This window comes from Halovulum sp. GXIMD14794 (genome assembly GCF_054457455.1).
Genome location: NZ_JBTLNF010000003.1, coordinates 768,798 through 782,974, shown reverse-complemented (window position 1 = coordinate 782,974; position 14,177 = coordinate 768,798). Strand labels below are relative to the sequence as shown.

At 68.9% G+C, this 14,177-nt stretch carries 17 protein-coding genes; 5 read left to right on the top strand and 12 right to left on the bottom strand.

Going from position 1 to position 14,177, the window contains the following annotated elements; translation table 11 throughout:
- Nucleotides 1–531, bottom strand: coding sequence for a GNAT family N-acetyltransferase (locus ACW9UR_RS05970; RefSeq protein ID WP_458916014.1), 531 nt, complete (start codon nt 529–531; stop codon nt 1–3).
- A 165-nt stretch (nt 532–696) separates the two neighbouring features.
- Between ACW9UR_RS05970 and ACW9UR_RS05965 the strand changes: the two genes are divergently transcribed.
- The gene (locus ACW9UR_RS05965; RefSeq protein ID WP_458916013.1) at nt 697–1,545 is read left to right on the top strand and encodes a c-type cytochrome; all 849 of its coding nucleotides are present in this window, start codon (nt 697–699) and stop codon (nt 1,543–1,545) included.
- Between the two features lie 52 nt (nt 1,546–1,597).
- Here ACW9UR_RS05965 and ACW9UR_RS05960 read toward each other — a convergent pair whose 3' ends face one another.
- The 10 genes from ACW9UR_RS05960 to ACW9UR_RS05915 form a co-directional block, all read right to left on the bottom strand.
- Entirely contained in the window at nt 1,598–1,903 is a 306-nt protein-coding gene (locus tag ACW9UR_RS05960; RefSeq protein WP_458916012.1) for an urease subunit beta, read from the bottom strand.
- A gap of 10 nt (nt 1,904–1,913) precedes the next feature.
- Nucleotides 1,914–2,531: a sulfotransferase family 2 domain-containing protein gene (locus ACW9UR_RS05955; RefSeq protein ID WP_458916011.1), complete on the bottom strand. Its 618-nt coding sequence runs from the start codon at nt 2,529–2,531 to the stop codon at nt 1,914–1,916.
- The gene (locus ACW9UR_RS05950) at nt 2,528–2,830 is read right to left on the bottom strand and encodes an urease subunit gamma (RefSeq protein WP_458916010.1); all 303 of its coding nucleotides are present in this window, start codon (nt 2,828–2,830) and stop codon (nt 2,528–2,530) included. The genes ACW9UR_RS05955 and ACW9UR_RS05950 overlap by 4 nt, the downstream gene beginning before the upstream one ends.
- A gap of 15 nt (nt 2,831–2,845) precedes the next feature.
- Nucleotides 2,846–3,682 carry an urease accessory protein UreD gene (locus ACW9UR_RS05945; RefSeq protein WP_458916009.1) on the bottom strand — a complete coding sequence of 279 codons (837 nt, stop codon included), beginning with the start codon at nt 3,680–3,682 and terminating at the stop codon, nt 2,846–2,848.
- A gap of 135 nt (nt 3,683–3,817) precedes the next feature.
- Nucleotides 3,818–4,393: an HdeD family acid-resistance protein gene (locus ACW9UR_RS05940; RefSeq protein ID WP_458916007.1), complete on the bottom strand. Its 576-nt coding sequence runs from the start codon at nt 4,391–4,393 to the stop codon at nt 3,818–3,820.
- Between the two features lie 72 nt (nt 4,394–4,465).
- Entirely contained in the window at nt 4,466–5,836 is a 1,371-nt protein-coding gene (locus ACW9UR_RS05935; protein ID WP_458916006.1) for a phosphohexomutase domain-containing protein, read from the bottom strand.
- Between the two features lie 138 nt (nt 5,837–5,974).
- Nucleotides 5,975–6,499, bottom strand: coding sequence for a gluconokinase (locus ACW9UR_RS05930; RefSeq protein WP_458916005.1), 525 nt, complete (start codon nt 6,497–6,499; stop codon nt 5,975–5,977).
- The gene (locus ACW9UR_RS05925; protein ID WP_458916004.1) at nt 6,468–7,235 is read right to left on the bottom strand and encodes an SDR family oxidoreductase; all 768 of its coding nucleotides are present in this window, start codon (nt 7,233–7,235) and stop codon (nt 6,468–6,470) included. Before ACW9UR_RS05925 ends, ACW9UR_RS05930 begins: the two co-directional genes overlap by 32 nt.
- Before the next feature lie 72 nt (nt 7,236–7,307).
- Nucleotides 7,308–8,126: a PfkB family carbohydrate kinase gene (locus ACW9UR_RS05920; protein ID WP_458916003.1), complete on the bottom strand. Its 819-nt coding sequence runs from the start codon at nt 8,124–8,126 to the stop codon at nt 7,308–7,310.
- Nucleotides 8,127–8,591: a CoxG family protein gene (locus tag ACW9UR_RS05915; RefSeq protein ID WP_458916002.1), complete on the bottom strand. Its 465-nt coding sequence runs from the start codon at nt 8,589–8,591 to the stop codon at nt 8,127–8,129. It lies immediately after the preceding gene.
- Between the two features lie 180 nt (nt 8,592–8,771).
- On the opposite strand from ACW9UR_RS05915, the gene rpe reads away from it, so the two are divergent.
- The 4 genes from rpe to selD all read left to right on the top strand — a co-directional run bounded on the left by rpe (nt 8,772) and on the right by selD (nt 12,938).
- Nucleotides 8,772–9,455 carry a ribulose-phosphate 3-epimerase gene (rpe, locus tag ACW9UR_RS05910; RefSeq protein ID WP_458916000.1) on the top strand — a complete coding sequence of 228 codons (684 nt, stop codon included), beginning with the start codon at nt 8,772–8,774 and terminating at the stop codon, nt 9,453–9,455.
- Nucleotides 9,456–9,521: 66 nt separating this feature from the next.
- Nucleotides 9,522–10,076, top strand: a complete 555-nt coding sequence (locus ACW9UR_RS05905; protein WP_458915999.1) for a thioredoxin family protein — start codon at nt 9,522–9,524, stop codon at nt 10,074–10,076.
- Nucleotides 10,073–10,720, top strand: coding sequence for a phosphoglycolate phosphatase (gene gph / locus ACW9UR_RS05900; RefSeq protein WP_458915998.1), 648 nt, complete (start codon nt 10,073–10,075; stop codon nt 10,718–10,720). The genes ACW9UR_RS05905 and gph overlap by 4 nt, the downstream gene beginning before the upstream one ends.
- A gap of 34 nt (nt 10,721–10,754) precedes the next feature.
- A complete protein-coding gene (gene selD, locus ACW9UR_RS05895) occupies nt 10,755–12,938 on the top strand; it encodes a selenide, water dikinase SelD (protein WP_458915997.1) in 2,184 nt (727 codons plus the stop codon).
- An 82-nt stretch (nt 12,939–13,020) separates the two neighbouring features.
- Here selD and mnmH read toward each other — a convergent pair whose 3' ends face one another.
- Complete coding sequence (mnmH, locus tag ACW9UR_RS05890; protein ID WP_458915996.1) at nt 13,021–14,097, bottom strand: tRNA 2-selenouridine(34) synthase MnmH; 1,077 nt, start codon at nt 14,095–14,097, stop codon at nt 13,021–13,023.
- Nucleotides 14,098–14,177 lie beyond the last annotated feature (80 nt).

The window sequence follows — 14,177 nt, the reverse complement described above, 5'->3', positions numbered from 1 at the left end:
TCACGTATCCCCCTTGGTGCGGTCGAGCCGCATGTGAATGATCCGGTCGTCGTCGCCACCGAAAAGCCCGTCGGCGGCGTAGTCCCTGAACCCGAGCGATCGGTAGAGCGGCAGCGCCTCGACATGGCGGTAGAGCGCATCCAGCAGCACCGTGCGGTAGCCCAGTGCCCAGGCCTCCTCGATCGTGGCGAGGCAGAGCGCGCGTCCCAGCCCCCGGCCCCGCGCGGCGTCGCGGACATACATCCGGTTCAACTCGGCCGCGCCCTCCTCGCCGGGGCGCAGCTTGCAGATGCCGACGGGCTGGCCATCGAGCAGCGCAAGAAAGCACTCACCCGCCGGGGGCGTGAAATAGCGCGGAAAATCGGCGAGTTGCCCGGCGAGATCCTGATCCTCGATATAGGCGTCGATGGTCTCCAGCATGTCCGGGTAGCGGCCGCGCATGAAGTCGAAGAACTCCCAGACCATCTCGCGCACGACAGCGATGTCGGCGTCCGAGCGCACCCTGCGGATGTCTATATCGCCTGCGGCCATGGCATCCCCTCCGTCAAGCCGAGCGGAACTGTGATCCCTGCACAATCCGCCCGTATCTGGCCGATTGTAGCGAATCCTTTGCAAGCGTACCTTTTCGACCCATGTCGGTTCCGCATCCGCGCCCCTCAAGCGCGCGACGGTAACCGGCGCCCGAGGGAGTAAGACATGCGTAACAAGTACATCGGCCTTGCGGTCCTGGGTCTGTCGGCCTGGGCGCAGGGTGCTGCGGCGCAGGAGGATCCTGTCGCCCGCGGGAAATACCTGGTCGAAGGCATCATGGGCTGCGGCAACTGCCACACGCCGATGGGGCCCGAAGGGTTCCTCATGGACCAGATGCTGGGCGGGCGGCTGGTCGAGAAGAACGACGCCTTCACTGCCATCGCGCCAAACATCACGCCCGGCGGTCGTGTGGACGAATGGTCCGACGAAGACCTCGCCCGCGCGATCCGCGAGGGCATCCGCCCCGACGGCAGCGTGATCGGCCCGCCGATGCCGTTCCCCATGTACCGGGGGATCGGAGACGAAGACCTTGCCGCCGTCGTGGCCTATCTGCGCACGGTCCCGGCGGTCGAGAACGACCCGGGCAAGAGCACCTACAACATCCCCCTGCCCCCGGCCTACGGCCCGCCGGTGGAGAGCGTCACGGCGCCCGAGCGCGGCGTCACGGTCGAGTACGGCGAATACCTTGCCGGGCCGGTGGCGCACTGCATGGAGTGTCACACGCCGTTCGGGCCGCAGGGTCCGATGCTGGACACCGACTTCGGTCGCGGAGGTTTCGAGTTCCACGGGCCGTGGGGCACCTCGGTCGCCGCGAACCTCACCTCGCACGAGGACGGGCTGGCCGGATACACCGACGATCAGCTTGCGGTGATGATCACCAAGGGCAAAAGGCCGGACGGCTCGGACATGATGCCGCCGATGCCCTACGGTTATCTCGCGCAGATGACGGACGAGGACCTGCAGGCGATCATCGCCTACTTGCGGACCCTGCCGCCGCTGCCCGACGCGGGCTGAGAGACCCGGGCGCGCGCTCACCGGTGCGCGCCCACCCATGTGACGGTTCCGCTCACAGATCCCCCATCACGGCCTGGTTGAAGCCGAAGATCCGCCGGTCACCGCCATAGGGCACCAGCGTGACCTCTCGGGTCTGGCCCGGCTCAAAGCGCACTGCGGTTCCGGCGGCGATGTCCAGCCGCATGCCCTTCGCCGCGTCCCGGTCGAAGTCGAGCGCGGCATTGGTCTCGGCGAAATGGTAGTGGCTGCCGACCTGCACCGGACGGTCGCCGGTGTTCGAGACGGTTAGCGTGATCGGCTCCAGCCCGGCGTTCAGGGTGATCTCGCCTTCGGCGGGGAATATCTCTCCGGGGATCATCAGCGGCTCCTCACTCGGGAAAACTGTATTGCCAGGTGTCGAGGTCGGCGGCGAAAACCTCGGTCACGACAGCGCGGGCGGTGTCGTCATAGGCCTCGGACAGCGGCGTGGACGACGGGTTGGCGTTGCGATGCGGCAGCGGCTCTCCGCGACCGACCTGTTCCAGGATATGGTCCCAGTGCTGCGCGAGTTCCTCCAGCCGGAAGGTTTCGCGCACCATCAGGCGACCTTTGCGGTCGTGCAGCCAGTCGAAAGCCGGACGGAACATCGCCTCGCCATCACGCAGGGCCGGATCGCGGTCCCGAAAGACCCGAACCACCCATTCGGCAAAGCCCACCGGAGGCTCGCCCAGCCGCTCTTTCGACAGCCTATACCGATAGAGCGAGGCGATCCGGGCATAGGGGTTGCGCACCACCGAGAAGCTGTAAATATCGGCCCATTTCTCGCGCCCGTGCAGCTTGCGCAGCCGTTTCGCATCGCCATGGAACTTTGGCAGGCCAAGCGCGTGCTCGACGCTGCGTCCGCCGCACTTGTTGATGTGCACGAAGGCGAAATCGCGCCGCGCGATCCGCTCGCTGCGCGGGCTTCGCTCGTAGGGATCGGCGGTGGCAATCGCTTCGTCGGTCATCGGATCGGGTGGTGCACGGTGACCAGCTTGGTGCCGTCGGGGAACGTCGCTTCGACCTGCACGTCGTGGATCATCTCGGGCACGCCGTCCATGCACTGCTCGGCGCGCACGACCTGCGCACCCGCAGACATCAGGTCCGCGACCGAGCGGCCGTCGCGGGCGCCTTCGACGACGAAATCGGTGATCAGCGCGATGGCCTCGGGGTGGTTCAGCTTGACGCCGCGCTCCAGCCGGTTGCGCGCCACCATGGCGGCGAGGCTGACCAGCAGCTTGTCCTTTTCGCGGGGAGTGAGGTTCATGTGGTCTATCCCGGTCTACATGGTCCAGACCCGCGGCAGCGTCGCGCCGCGAAAGCCTGTCAGGAAATGGATCAGCGCCGCCCTCAGCGGCTGCGCGTCGGGGGCCATCAGGCGCACGACAAGCCGCCCGCCCCAGGCACTGGCGGCGGCGTGCACGCCAATATCAGGCAGCAGGCGACGAGCGCGGTCCAGCCGGTCCTCGGCGTCGAGGCCTGCATAGATCACCGTGGCCGTGGCGCGCATGACGCCAAGCCCCGCAACACCGCGCAAGTCGGACATCGGCGGGCGGATGCGCGTCGCCTCTTCGTGGAGCGGACGCCCGTCGCGGCGCAGGCTCCAGCGGTCGGTGAGCGTGACATGCTCGGGCGCCTCGCCCATGGCGGCGCGGCCGAAGACCAGCGGCTCGACGATCAGCGCGCTGGCATCGCCCTCGAGGTCCAGCACGAGCCGCCGGTCGAGCGCGCCGCCTTCGAACAGGATCGTCTCCTGCCCCAGCCAGTCGAGGTGCCCGCCTGCGCCGACGCGCAAGGCGACATCCACCCGTGCCGCGCCGGAGGCACTGCGATAGACCCGCTCGGCGGTCTGGGTGGCGAGCGTCGCCCGCGCACCCGCACCGAGATCGACCTGCCAGGAGAACCGGTCGCCGCCGGTCAGCCCGCCAGCGGTATTGATCAACGTCGCCTGCGGCTCGGCGGCATGGGCGCGCGGCAACATCGCCTTGGCCGAGCCCTGCTGGAACAGGTCCGCAAGCCGCGTGTAACCGTCGCGCGCGACGAACCCAAGCCGCACCTGCCCACGAGCACGCTGGTGCGCGGCGGGGCTTGCACTGTCGGTCAAGGGTGTCGGGTGCATCAGCATCGCGCCGGAGCCTATCGCCCGAAAGCCCGGCACCCAACGGGAATCGTTCGCGAAACCCGGACGGGCCACGCGCCGCCCATCAATTGGGCAGCCCGCGGCCCGAGTGCCGCCGCCAAGGGCAAATCGGTGCTAGGCCGCCCTGCGCACGAAGAGACCCAGCATGACATAGGCGACCCCCGAGGACAGCAGGTCGATCCCCAGCAGAATCCCCAGGATCGCTATCGACGAGGCCGGCAGCGTGGCGATGATGTAGAGGCCCAGCAGGATCGAGATCACGCCCGAGACCATCATCCAGCCCCAGGGTTTCTGCGGCCGCAGCCGCCACGCGACCCCGGCCTGAAGAGCGCCGGTCGTGATGAACAGCAGCGCCGCGAGGAAGGTCAGCGAGATCAGGCCCGCCAGCGGATTCGCGACCAGCGAGAGGGCGAAGAACAAGAACACCGCACCGCCAAGGCCGGTCAGCAGCCGCCCCCCGGTGCTTTCGGCGTCGTCGCGCACCGCATCGACGATCATCATCACGCCCACGATCGCGAAGGCGATCGCCGCGAAGGCTGTCACCGTGATCGAGGCCGCGAACGGTCTCATCAGGCACAGGAAGCCGCCGACCAGCATCACGATGCCCATGATGACAAGCCAGTACCACTTGGTCTTGACGGCAAGGCGCGGATCGTCTCCGGGCGCGGGTTGCGGCTGCGGATCGGTCATGAATCACCTGTCGGTTGAGATTTCCCCGGTGCAGCATAGCAAAACTTGCCGTGCAAACCATGCGGACGTTGCTCAGCCGGTCAGAAGCGCCCCGATCCGGTCGACTTCCTGCGCGACGCGGTCCGCGTCTCCGGCCGCCTCGACGTTGAGTCGCACCAGCGGCTCGGTATTCGAGCGGCGTAGGTTGAAGCGCCAGGGGCCTGGCAGGATCAGGCTCATCCCGTCGCTGTCATCACGCTCCAGCGCGTGCGGGGCATAGGCCGCCTCGACGCGGGCAATGGCGGCGTCGGGATCTTCGATCCGGAAGTTCCGCTCTCCCGAGACGGGGAAAGCCGCGATCCGGTCGGCCAGCAGGTCCGCAAGGCTGCGCCCGGTCACCGAGAGCCGCTGCGCGACCAGCAGCCAGGGGATCATGCCGCTGTCGCAGAACATGAAATCGCGGAAATAGTGGTGCGCCGACATCTCGCCGCCATAGGCCGCGTTCGACGACCGCATCACCGCCTTGACGAAACTGTGCCCGGTGCGTGCCATGACACCCTGCCCGCCACAGCGCGCGAGTATGTCGCGGGTGTTCATCACCACACGCGGGTCATAGACGATGGTCTCGCCCGGGCTCTGCTCCAACACCGCCTCGGCCAGCAGGCCGACGAGATAGGCGCCGTCCACGAAGCGCCCTTCATGGTCGAAGAAGAAACAGCGGTCGAAATCCCCGTCCCAGGCAACGCCGAGGTCCGCGCTGGCCGCGCGCACCGCGTCCCCGGTTTTCGGATGGTTCTCGGGCAGCAGAGGATTCGGCACGCCGTTCGGAAAGCTCGGGTCCGGTGTGTGGTGATGCCGGGTGAAAGTCAGCGGCGCGCCCTTTTCGGCCAGACCGTCCGCAATGGCGTCAAAGGTGGGCCCCGCCGCACCGTTCCCCGCGTTCATCAACAGGTGCAGCGGCGCCAGTTTGACAACGTCGACGAAGGACAGGACCCGCTCGACATAAGCGTCGCGGGTCGAGACCTGCTGCCGACTGCCGCGCTTCGCGGTCGGCGCAGGTAGCGGCTCAGCCCCTGTCGCCAGCGCCTCGATCCGCCCAAGGCCGGTATCTCGGCTGATGGGGCGCGCGCCTTCCCGCACCAGCTTCAGCCCGTTGTCGCCGGGCGGATTGTGCGAAGCGGTGACCATCAGCCCGCCGCCTGCGCCAAGGTGATCGGTGGCGAAATAGACCTCTTCGGTGCCGCAGAGACCAAGCTCCATCACGTCGGAGCCGCCGTCCCGCACGCCTTCGGCCAATGCATCCGCAAGCTCCGGAGAACTGTACCGCGGGTCGCGCCCGATGACCACCGCACGTCCCTCTGCAACCTCCAGCGCAAATGCCTGCCCGACCTTGCGCATCAGCGTAGCGTCAAGCGTGTCACCGACCCTGCCGCGCAGGTCATAGGCCTTGAAGGGGCTGGTCATCAGACTGGTCCTTTCTTCAGCGCCGGTTGACGTCCTGGTTCGCCCGACGTTGTGCATGAAACCGCCGGGGGCCTCCGGCGGGAGTATTTTCGGGAAAGAGAAGTTGCGACGTACTTGGAACGGCGGCGCCGCGCGGGCTCATCCGATGGCCTTTCGGCTGGCGGCGAGCACGTGCTCGACGGGCTGGTCGATGGGGATGCGCGCGGCAAACTCGTCAGGCTCGAGCGGCTCGAGCGTGGCGAACTGGCTGTCGAGCAGGCTCTCGGGCATGAAGTGCCCGCTGCGCGCGTGCATCCTGCCGGCGATCAGGTGCTTGCTGCCGTCTAGGTGCAGGAAGAAGACAGGCTCTCCGGCGGCGGCTGTGAGGCGTTCGCGGTAGACCCGGCGCAGCGCCGAACAGGCAGCGAAGACACGGCCCGAGGTCTGCCCCATTGCCCGGCCCATCGCGTCGAGCCAGGGCCAGCGGTCCTCGTCGGTCAGCGGCGTGCCCGAGGTCATCTTGGCGATGTTCGATGCCGGGTGAAAGCTGTCGCCTTCGAGAAGCGTGCCGCCACATCCGTCGGCCAGCGCCGCGGCCACGGTGGACTTGCCGCAGCCCGCCACGCCCATGACCACGACGAGGCGCGGTGCCTCAGAGCGAGGCTGTGATGCCGCCGTCGACATAGAGCGTGTGTCCGTTCACGAAACTAGAGGCATTTGAGGCGAGAAAGACGCAGGCGCCGACGAGTTCCTCGACATTGCCCCAACGGCCTGCCGGGGTGCGCTTTTCGAGCCAGGCGGTGAACTCGGGATCGTCCACCAGCGCCTGGTTCAGCGGCGTGCGGAAATAGCCCGGCGCGATGGCGTTGCACTGCAGACCGTGGCGTGCCCAGTCCGTGGCCATGCCCTTGGTCAGGTTGCCGACCGCGCCCTTGGTTGCGGTGTAGGGCGCGATCCCGGGCCGGGCCAGCGAGGTCTGCACGCTGGCGATGTTGACGATCTTCCCCTCACCCCGACCGATCATGTGCCGTGCGGCCGCCTGGCCGACGTGGAAGACGCTGGCGATGTTGGTCTGCAGCAGCCTCTCGAACGCGTCCGCCGGGAAATCCTCAAGCGGGCCGCGGTGCTGCATTCCGGCATTGTTGACGCAGATGTGGATCGGGCCGGTTTCGGCCTCGTAACCGTCTATCGCGGTCCGGGCGGCATCGTGGTCCGTCACGTCGAAGGCAAGCACGTCGACCGTGTAGCCCTCGGCCCGCAGCTCGGCCGCGGCCTCTTCGAGACGCGATGCCGTGCGGCCGTTCAGGATCACCCGCGCCCCGGCGGCGGCCAGGCCCCCCGCCAGCGCCCGTCCGATCCCCTGGCCGGAGCCGGTGACCAGCGCGGTACGCCCGGTCAGGTCGAAAAGTTGCGTGCTCACAGGGGGATACCTCCGGGAAAATGGGCCGTCTGCGGCGGCGTTGCCCGGTTGTCGGCGATCGGCAGCAGCCTGTCAACCGACAGGGCGTAGCGGCGCGGGCGGAGCGGCCTGCCACAGCGCTGCAGCCGAGATCACCGGCAGGTCGTCACGGCCCAACCGGTGCGCCTCGGCGGCCAGCGCAGCGGTGGCACCTACGGCGACGGCAGCGGCCTGCGCCGGGGCGTCGCCCGCCATCAGGCGCGCAAGCAGAAGCGCGGCGGTCACGTCACCCGCGCCATGGTAGGCGCCCGGCACCCTCGCGCTCAGCGCGAGCTGTGCATCAGCGCCGTCGCAGGCCAGGATACCGATCCTGCTGTCCGCCTCCACCGAAGTGACGAACACCCCGCGCAACCCAAGTGAGCGGGCTGCGGCTGCGCATTCCTCCGGTGTCTCGACGGGCATGCCGGTCAGCCAACCCAACTCATGCACGTTGGGGCAGGCATAGTCCGCCAGCGGCAGCAACCGGTCGCGATAGACGGCGATCAGTCGCTCGGGCAGATACAGCCTCCCGGCGTCGCCCAGCACCGGATCGCAAAGATAGACGGTTCCGGCGGGCCTGCCACGGGCGAGACATTCGATGGCCGACGCGGTGCTCTCGCCGGCCAGGTAGCCCGACAGCAGGGCGTCGGCCTGCGCCAACGCGCCGCTCGCGGACAGCCCCTCGGCGAGCGCGCCGACCTCGTCCCCGGGCAGCTTCCGCCCGCGCACACCGGGCACCGCCGCATGACCAGACAGCACCACCGTCGGCAACGGCCAGACCTCGATACCCGACAGCGCCAGGACCGGCGTGACCGCGCCGCCGCCGACATGGCCGGCGACGACGTGGCTCTGCACCGAGAGGCAGATCGGCACTCAGGCGTCGTCCTGGTGGACCTCTGCGCCGACCTGCTTGGCGAAATTGTCGAAGAACTGCGCCGAGAGCTTCTTGGCCGTGCCCGCGATAAGCCGGTTGCCCAGCTGGGCCAGCTTGCCGCCCACGTCGGCCTTGGCGTCATAGCGGAGGATGGTCTCGGACGGCCCGACCTCTTCCAGCTCGACTTCGGCGCCGCCCTTGGCGAAACCGGCGGCCCCGCCAGAGCCCTGCCCGGTTAGCGAGAACCGCTCGGGCGCGCCGGAATTATCCAGCGTGACATTGCCCTTGAAGCGCGCCTTCACCGGGCCGACCTTCAGCGTGACCTTTGCCTCCAGCTCGTTCTCGGAGGTGCGGGTCAGTTCCTCGCAGCCGGGGATCGACGCCTTCAGCACATCGGTGTCGTTCAGCGCGGCATAGACCTGCTCGCGCGGGGCCTCGATGCGGATTTCGTCCTTCAATTCCATGGAGCATCTCCTCGGGTGCAATCGCCGCCCTGACCGGGCTTTGTCGATTGTGTAACGGCGCGCGGACCCGGCGTAAATGCCGCAGGCGGGCGGCTGGGGGCTTGACCGCTGCGCTCGCTTGCCCTTCCAGTGCCCGCGAACCTGCCCTGATACCGCCGCCCTGCCCTGAAGGAGGCCCCCATGACCAAGAAAGACGTCCTGATCGCGCCCTCGATCCTCTCCGCCGATTTCGCCGACTTCGGCCGCGAGATCCAGGCCGTCGAGGCCGCCGGCGCCGACTGGGTCCATGTTGACGTGATGGACGGACATTTCGTCCCTAACATCACTTTCGGCCCGCAGCTGTGCAAGGCGATCCGCCCGCACATCAAGACGGTCATGGACGTGCACCTGATGATCGCCCCGGTCGATCCCTACATCGAGGCCTTCGCCGAGGCCGGCTGCGACTACCTGACCGCGCATGTCGAGGCCGGGCCGCACATCCACCGCACCCTGCAGGCGATCCGCGCCGCCGGGCCGAAACCGGGTGTGGCGGTCAACCCGGGCACCCCGATCGAGGCGGTGTTCCCGCTGCTCGACATGGTCGAGCTTGTCTGCGTGATGACCGTGAACCCAGGCTTCGGGGGACAGAGCTTCATCGACGCCCGTGTCCCCGACGTGGCCCGCCTGCGCGAGGCCATCGGCGACCGCCCGGTGAAGATCGAGATCGACGGCGGCGTCGCCCCCGGCACCGCGCCGCTGGTGGCAAAAGCCGGCGCCGATGTGCTGGTCGCGGGCTCGGCGGTCTTCAAGGGCGGCAGCGTCGCCAATCCCGCCCCCTATGCCCAGAATATCACGGCCATCCGAGAAGCGATCGCACGGGGCTAGGCGGGGCGCGGGCCGGTCTGCTACACGAAAACGGTCCACGATCCTCACCAGCATCGGAGGCAAGACATGGCCGCAACCCCACCGGTATGCGCGTTCGACTGGCCGGCGCCGGATTTCCGGCTGCCAGCGACCGACGGCAAGACCTACTCTCGCGACGAGATCGCCGGCCCCAAGGGGCTGCTCGTTGTCTTCATCTGCAACCATTGCCCCTATGTGAAGGCGGTGATCGACCGGATCGTGCGCGATGCCCATGACTTGAAAGAGTTGGGCATCGGCGTTTGCGCGATCTGCTCGAACGACGCGTCCACGCATCCGGCCGACAGTTTCGAGAACATGGCGCGCTTCGCCGAGGAGCACGACTTCCCTATCCCCTATCTCCATGACGAGAGCCAGGACGTCGCCCGCGCCTATGACGCCGCCTGTACGCCCGACTTCTTCGGCTTCAACGCGGATTTCGGACTGCAATACCGGGGTCGGCTCGACGCCTCACGCGCTTCGGCTGGTCCCGAAGACCTGCGCCGCGAGCTCTACGAAGCTATGTCGCTGGTCGCGGACACCGGCAAGGGGCCGAAGGACCAGACGCCGTCGATGGGCTGCTCGATCAAGTGGAAGGCCGCGTGACTGCAATCATCTTCGATCTCGACGGCACGCTGATCGACAGTGCGCCAGACCTTCGCGCCGCCGCCAATGCCATGCTGGCGGGGTTCGATGCCGAACCGCTGAGCCTTGCCGAAGTGCGCGGCTTCATCGGCAACGGCGTGCCCAAGCTGGTCGAGCGCTGTCTCTGCGCGCGCGGGCTGGGTGACGGGGTGCACCCCAAGGCGCTCGCGGCCTTCACCGCCCACTATGAGGCCGCGCCTGCCGCGCAGACGGTGCTGTATCCGGGTGCGGAGGTCGCGCTAGAGCAGATCGCCGCGAACCACAAGCTGGGGCTCTGCACCAACAAGCCCGAGACCCCGGCGCGCAAGCTGTTGAGGCATTTCCAGCTGGACCACCTGTTCGACGCGGTCATCGGCGGCGACAGCCTCAAAGTGCGCAAGCCGGACCCGGCGCCTCTGATCGCAACGCGCAAGGCCCTCGGCGCATCGGCCGCGATCTTCGTCGGCGACAGCGAGGTGGACGCACAGACCGCGCAGGCGGCGGGCATGCCCTTCGCGCTCTACACCGAGGGCTATCGCAAGACCCCCGCGGTGCGGATCCCGCACTGGCGCGCCTTTGCCGACCACGCCGCACTGCCCGAGTTGCTTCGGCGCGAGGCCGCCTGAGCGGAGGCCTCGCCCTGTCGCCTGAAGCCCGGTCATGATGCACGCCCCCCTGCCCCTGACACGCGACCTGGTGTTGGTCGGCGGCGGCCATACCCACGCGCTTGTCCTGCGGCGCTGGGGCATGAAGCCCGTACCGGGCGTGCGGCTCACGCTCATCAACCCCGCCGCCGCAGCACCCTACACCGGGATGCTGCCGGGCCTCGTTGCGGGGCACTACGCCGACCATGAGCTCGACATCGACGTGGTGCGGCTGGCCCGCTTTGCCGGCGCGCGGATGATCCCCGGCATCGTCTCGGATCTGGACCCCGAGGCGAAGACCGTGAGCATCACGGGTCGACCGGCGATCCGCTATGACGTCCTGTCGCTGGATTTCGGCGTCGGCTGGGCAAACCCGGCGATCGAGGGGTTTGACGCCCATGCGGTGCCCGTAAAGCCGATGCGCCCCTTCGCCCGCGCCTGGGACGCGTTTCTCGCCCGCGTTTCGGCTGGCGAGGCCGCGCCCCACGTTGCCGTGATCGGCGCAGGCGTCGCTGGCGTCGAGATCGCCCTGGCGATGCACCACAGGCTTTCCTCTGCCGGCAACGCACCCCGGATTACCGTGATCGAGGCGGGCACCGCGCTGCCGAACACACCGGACCGAGCGCGTGACAGGATCCTAGCGGAACTTTCAGCGCGCGGTATCGCGCTGCACGAAGGCGATGCGGCCGCCAAGGTCGGCGCGGACGGCGCGGTGCTGGCCTCGGGAACTGAGATTCCCGCCGACTTCATCGCCAGCGCCGCAGGGGCCAAGCCGCAGGGCTGGGTGGCGCAGACCGGGCTGGAGTTGACCGATGGCTGGGTACGCGTCGACGGGCGGCTGCGGTCGACCAGCCACAAGGACGTGTTCGCTGCGGGGGATTGCGCACATCTCTCGCACGCGCCGCGTCCCAAGGCCGGGGTCTATGCCGTGCGCGCTGCTCCGGTGCTGACGGACAATCTGCGCGCCGCACTGACGGGCGGCAGGCTGCGCACCTGGACACCTCAGAAGGACTTCCTGAAGCTGATCTCGTTAGGCGGCAAGGTCGCGGTGGCCGCGCGGAACGGACGTGCGGTCTCGGGCCGCTGGGTTTGGCACTGGAAGAACCGGATCGACCACAAGTTCATGGAGAAGTTCCACGAGCTTCCAAAGATGCCCGGCCCCAGCCTGCCCCGAACGGTCGCGCTGGGCGTCGCCGAAGCGCGCCCCGGCGACCAGCCGCCTTGCGCGGGCTGCGGTGCAAAACTCGGCGGCGACGCGCTGCGCCGGGCACTCTCGGTCCTGCCCGAACCGGTGCGCACCGACGTGGCCCGCGCACCCGGGGATGACGCTGCGGTGCTGACCGTCGGCGGCGCGCGGCAGGTCGTCACGACCGATCACCTGCGCGCTTTCACCGAGGACCCGTGGACGCTGGCCCGGATCACGGCCAACCACGCGCTTGGCGACATCTGGGCGATGGGGGCCGAGCCGCAGGCCGCGCTGGCGCAAGTCGTGCTGCCCTACATGGCCGCGCCCCTGCAGGAGGCGACCCTGCGCGAGGTCATGGCTGCGGCCGCCGAGGTGTTCCGTGAGGCCGGTGCCGAGGTCGTCGGCGGACACTCGACCCAAGGTGCCGAGATGACGCTCGGCTTCACGGTGACAGGGCTTTGCGCGCGTCCGCCGATCCTGCTCTCGGGCGCGCGGCCCGGGGATGCGCTGATCCTGACCAAGCCCATAGGCTCGGGCAACGTGCTGGCCGGCGAGATGGCCCTGAAAGCCACCGGCGACGAGGTGCTGGCGACACTGGAGGCGATGCAGCGCTCGCAAGGCGCGGCGGCGCGGATCCTCTCGGGTGCACATGCGATGACGGACGTGACCGGTTTCGGGCTGGCAGGGCACCTCGCCGCGATGATGGCGGCCTCGGGCACGTCGGCGACGCTGGCGCTGGCCTCGGTGCCGTTCCTGCCCGGGGCCGAGCGGTTGGCGGCGGCAGGCGTGCGCTCGACCCTCTGGGAGGCGAACCGCGCCGGGGCCGGACCGGTCGTCGCGCCGGACAGCCCTGCGGCAGCGCTGCTGTTCGATCCGCAGACGGCGGGCGGGCTGCTGGCCTCGGTGCCCGGCGATGCTGCGGAGCGGCTGCTGGCCAAACTGAGCGACGCCGGATATGACGCGGCACAGATCGGAGCGGTCGCTGACGGGCCGCCGATGGTGGCTGTGGCATGACAGTCCCGGGCGAATGCGCATCTGGCGGCGCCGGATGCCTCCGGCGGGAGTATTTTAAGGGATAGAGAAAGCGGGGCGCGTTTCAGTCTGCAGCGGCAGGCTGGAGGGCGAGCGTGGCGAGTTCGGCTTCAAGCCGGGCAACGGCGGCATCGAGCGCGGCGTCGTCCAGTCGTGCGAGCGCAATGTGCCGGTCTTTCGGTCCGGCGTGGCGGGAACGGTGCTTGCGATAGCGGTGGTCGTAGTGATCGCGGACCAGCTCCAGCGCCAGAGTTTCGAAGGCGCCCTCGGCGGCCAGCGCCTGCCAGCGGTCGACGCGTGCATGCCCTTGCAGCGCCCGCAGGCCGTCCAGAAGCGGGGTGAGAATGGCCGGGTCCTCGGTAAGGTCGGCGTAGGCACGCACGAGGTAGCGGGCGCGTTCCTCGACCGGGGCCGAGACATGCAACCGGGGCGCGCCGCACATCGCCCCCCAGAGACTGGGCGGGATCTGTACGTCGCCGACGCGGCTTGACTCGGCCTCGGCGAGCACCGGGCGCCCGGGGTCCATGGCCGCGAGTTGCACCGCGATGGCGCCTTCGAACGCCTTCTGGCTCGGCTGCGCCCGCCCTGTCGCACCGAAGATCGAGCCGCGATGCGCCGCCAGCCCTTCGAGGTCCAGCACCTGATGCCCGCGCGCCTTCAGCCGGTGCAGCAGGCCGGTCTTCGCGGTGCCCGTGTCGCCGTCCAGCAACACCAACCGGTGCGGCAGCGGCGTCTTGTGCATCGCATCCACCACCAGCCGCCTGTAGCTGCGGTAGCCGCCGTCGAGCGTGTCCACCCGCCAGCCGATCTGCGCGAGGATCGAGGCGAACGACCCCGAGCGCTGCCCGCCGCGCCAGCAATAGACCAGCGGCCGCCAGCCACCGGGACGGTTCCGCAGCGGCCCCTCCAGATGCGCCGCCGCGTTCCGCGCCACCAGCGCGGCGCCGATCTTGCGCGCCTCGAACCGGTCGACGCGGGTATAGATCGTGCCGACCTGCGCCCGCTCCTCGTCCGAGAGCACGGGCAGGCTGGTCGCGCCGGGAATGTGATCTTCGGCGTATTCGGCAGGGGCGCGCACATCGATCAGCTCGTCGAACGGCAGACCGGAGAGCGCGCGGAGATCGGTCAGGGTCAGCGCCATGCGGGCCTTCTAGCGCGGATCTTAGGTAGGCGGAAGTGGACGCGGCCCTCAGCGCGCCTAGCTTCCCCCAAGAACCACCG

Coding starts and splice junctions, on each gene's coding strand:
- ACW9UR_RS05970 (WP_458916014.1), bottom strand. CDS start 531: ATGGCCGCAGGCGATATAGACATCCGCAGGGTGCGCTCGGACGCCGAC.
- ACW9UR_RS05965 (WP_458916013.1), top strand. CDS start 697: ATGCGTAACAAGTACATCGGCCTTGCGGTCCTGGGTCTGTCGGCCTGG.
- ACW9UR_RS05960 (WP_458916012.1), bottom strand. CDS start 1,903: ATGATCCCCGGAGAGATATTCCCCGCCGAAGGCGAGATCACCCTGAAC.
- ACW9UR_RS05955 (WP_458916011.1), bottom strand. CDS start 2,531: ATGACCGACGAAGCGATTGCCACCGCCGATCCCTACGAGCGAAGCCCG.
- ACW9UR_RS05950 (WP_458916010.1), bottom strand. CDS start 2,830: ATGAACCTCACTCCCCGCGAAAAGGACAAGCTGCTGGTCAGCCTCGCC.
- ACW9UR_RS05945 (WP_458916009.1), bottom strand. CDS start 3,682: ATGCACCCGACACCCTTGACCGACAGTGCAAGCCCCGCCGCGCACCAG.
- ACW9UR_RS05940 (WP_458916007.1), bottom strand. CDS start 4,393: ATGACCGATCCGCAGCCGCAACCCGCGCCCGGAGACGATCCGCGCCTT.
- ACW9UR_RS05935 (WP_458916006.1), bottom strand. CDS start 5,836: ATGACCAGCCCCTTCAAGGCCTATGACCTGCGCGGCAGGGTCGGTGAC.
- ACW9UR_RS05930 (WP_458916005.1), bottom strand. CDS start 6,499: ATGTCGACGGCGGCATCACAGCCTCGCTCTGAGGCACCGCGCCTCGTC.
- ACW9UR_RS05915 (WP_458916002.1), bottom strand. CDS start 8,591: ATGGAATTGAAGGACGAAATCCGCATCGAGGCCCCGCGCGAGCAGGTC.
- rpe (WP_458916000.1), top strand. CDS start 8,772: ATGACCAAGAAAGACGTCCTGATCGCGCCCTCGATCCTCTCCGCCGAT.
- ACW9UR_RS05905 (WP_458915999.1), top strand. CDS start 9,522: ATGGCCGCAACCCCACCGGTATGCGCGTTCGACTGGCCGGCGCCGGAT.
- selD (WP_458915997.1), top strand. CDS start 10,755: ATGATGCACGCCCCCCTGCCCCTGACACGCGACCTGGTGTTGGTCGGC.
- mnmH (WP_458915996.1), bottom strand. CDS start 14,097: ATGGCGCTGACCCTGACCGATCTCCGCGCGCTCTCCGGTCTGCCGTTC.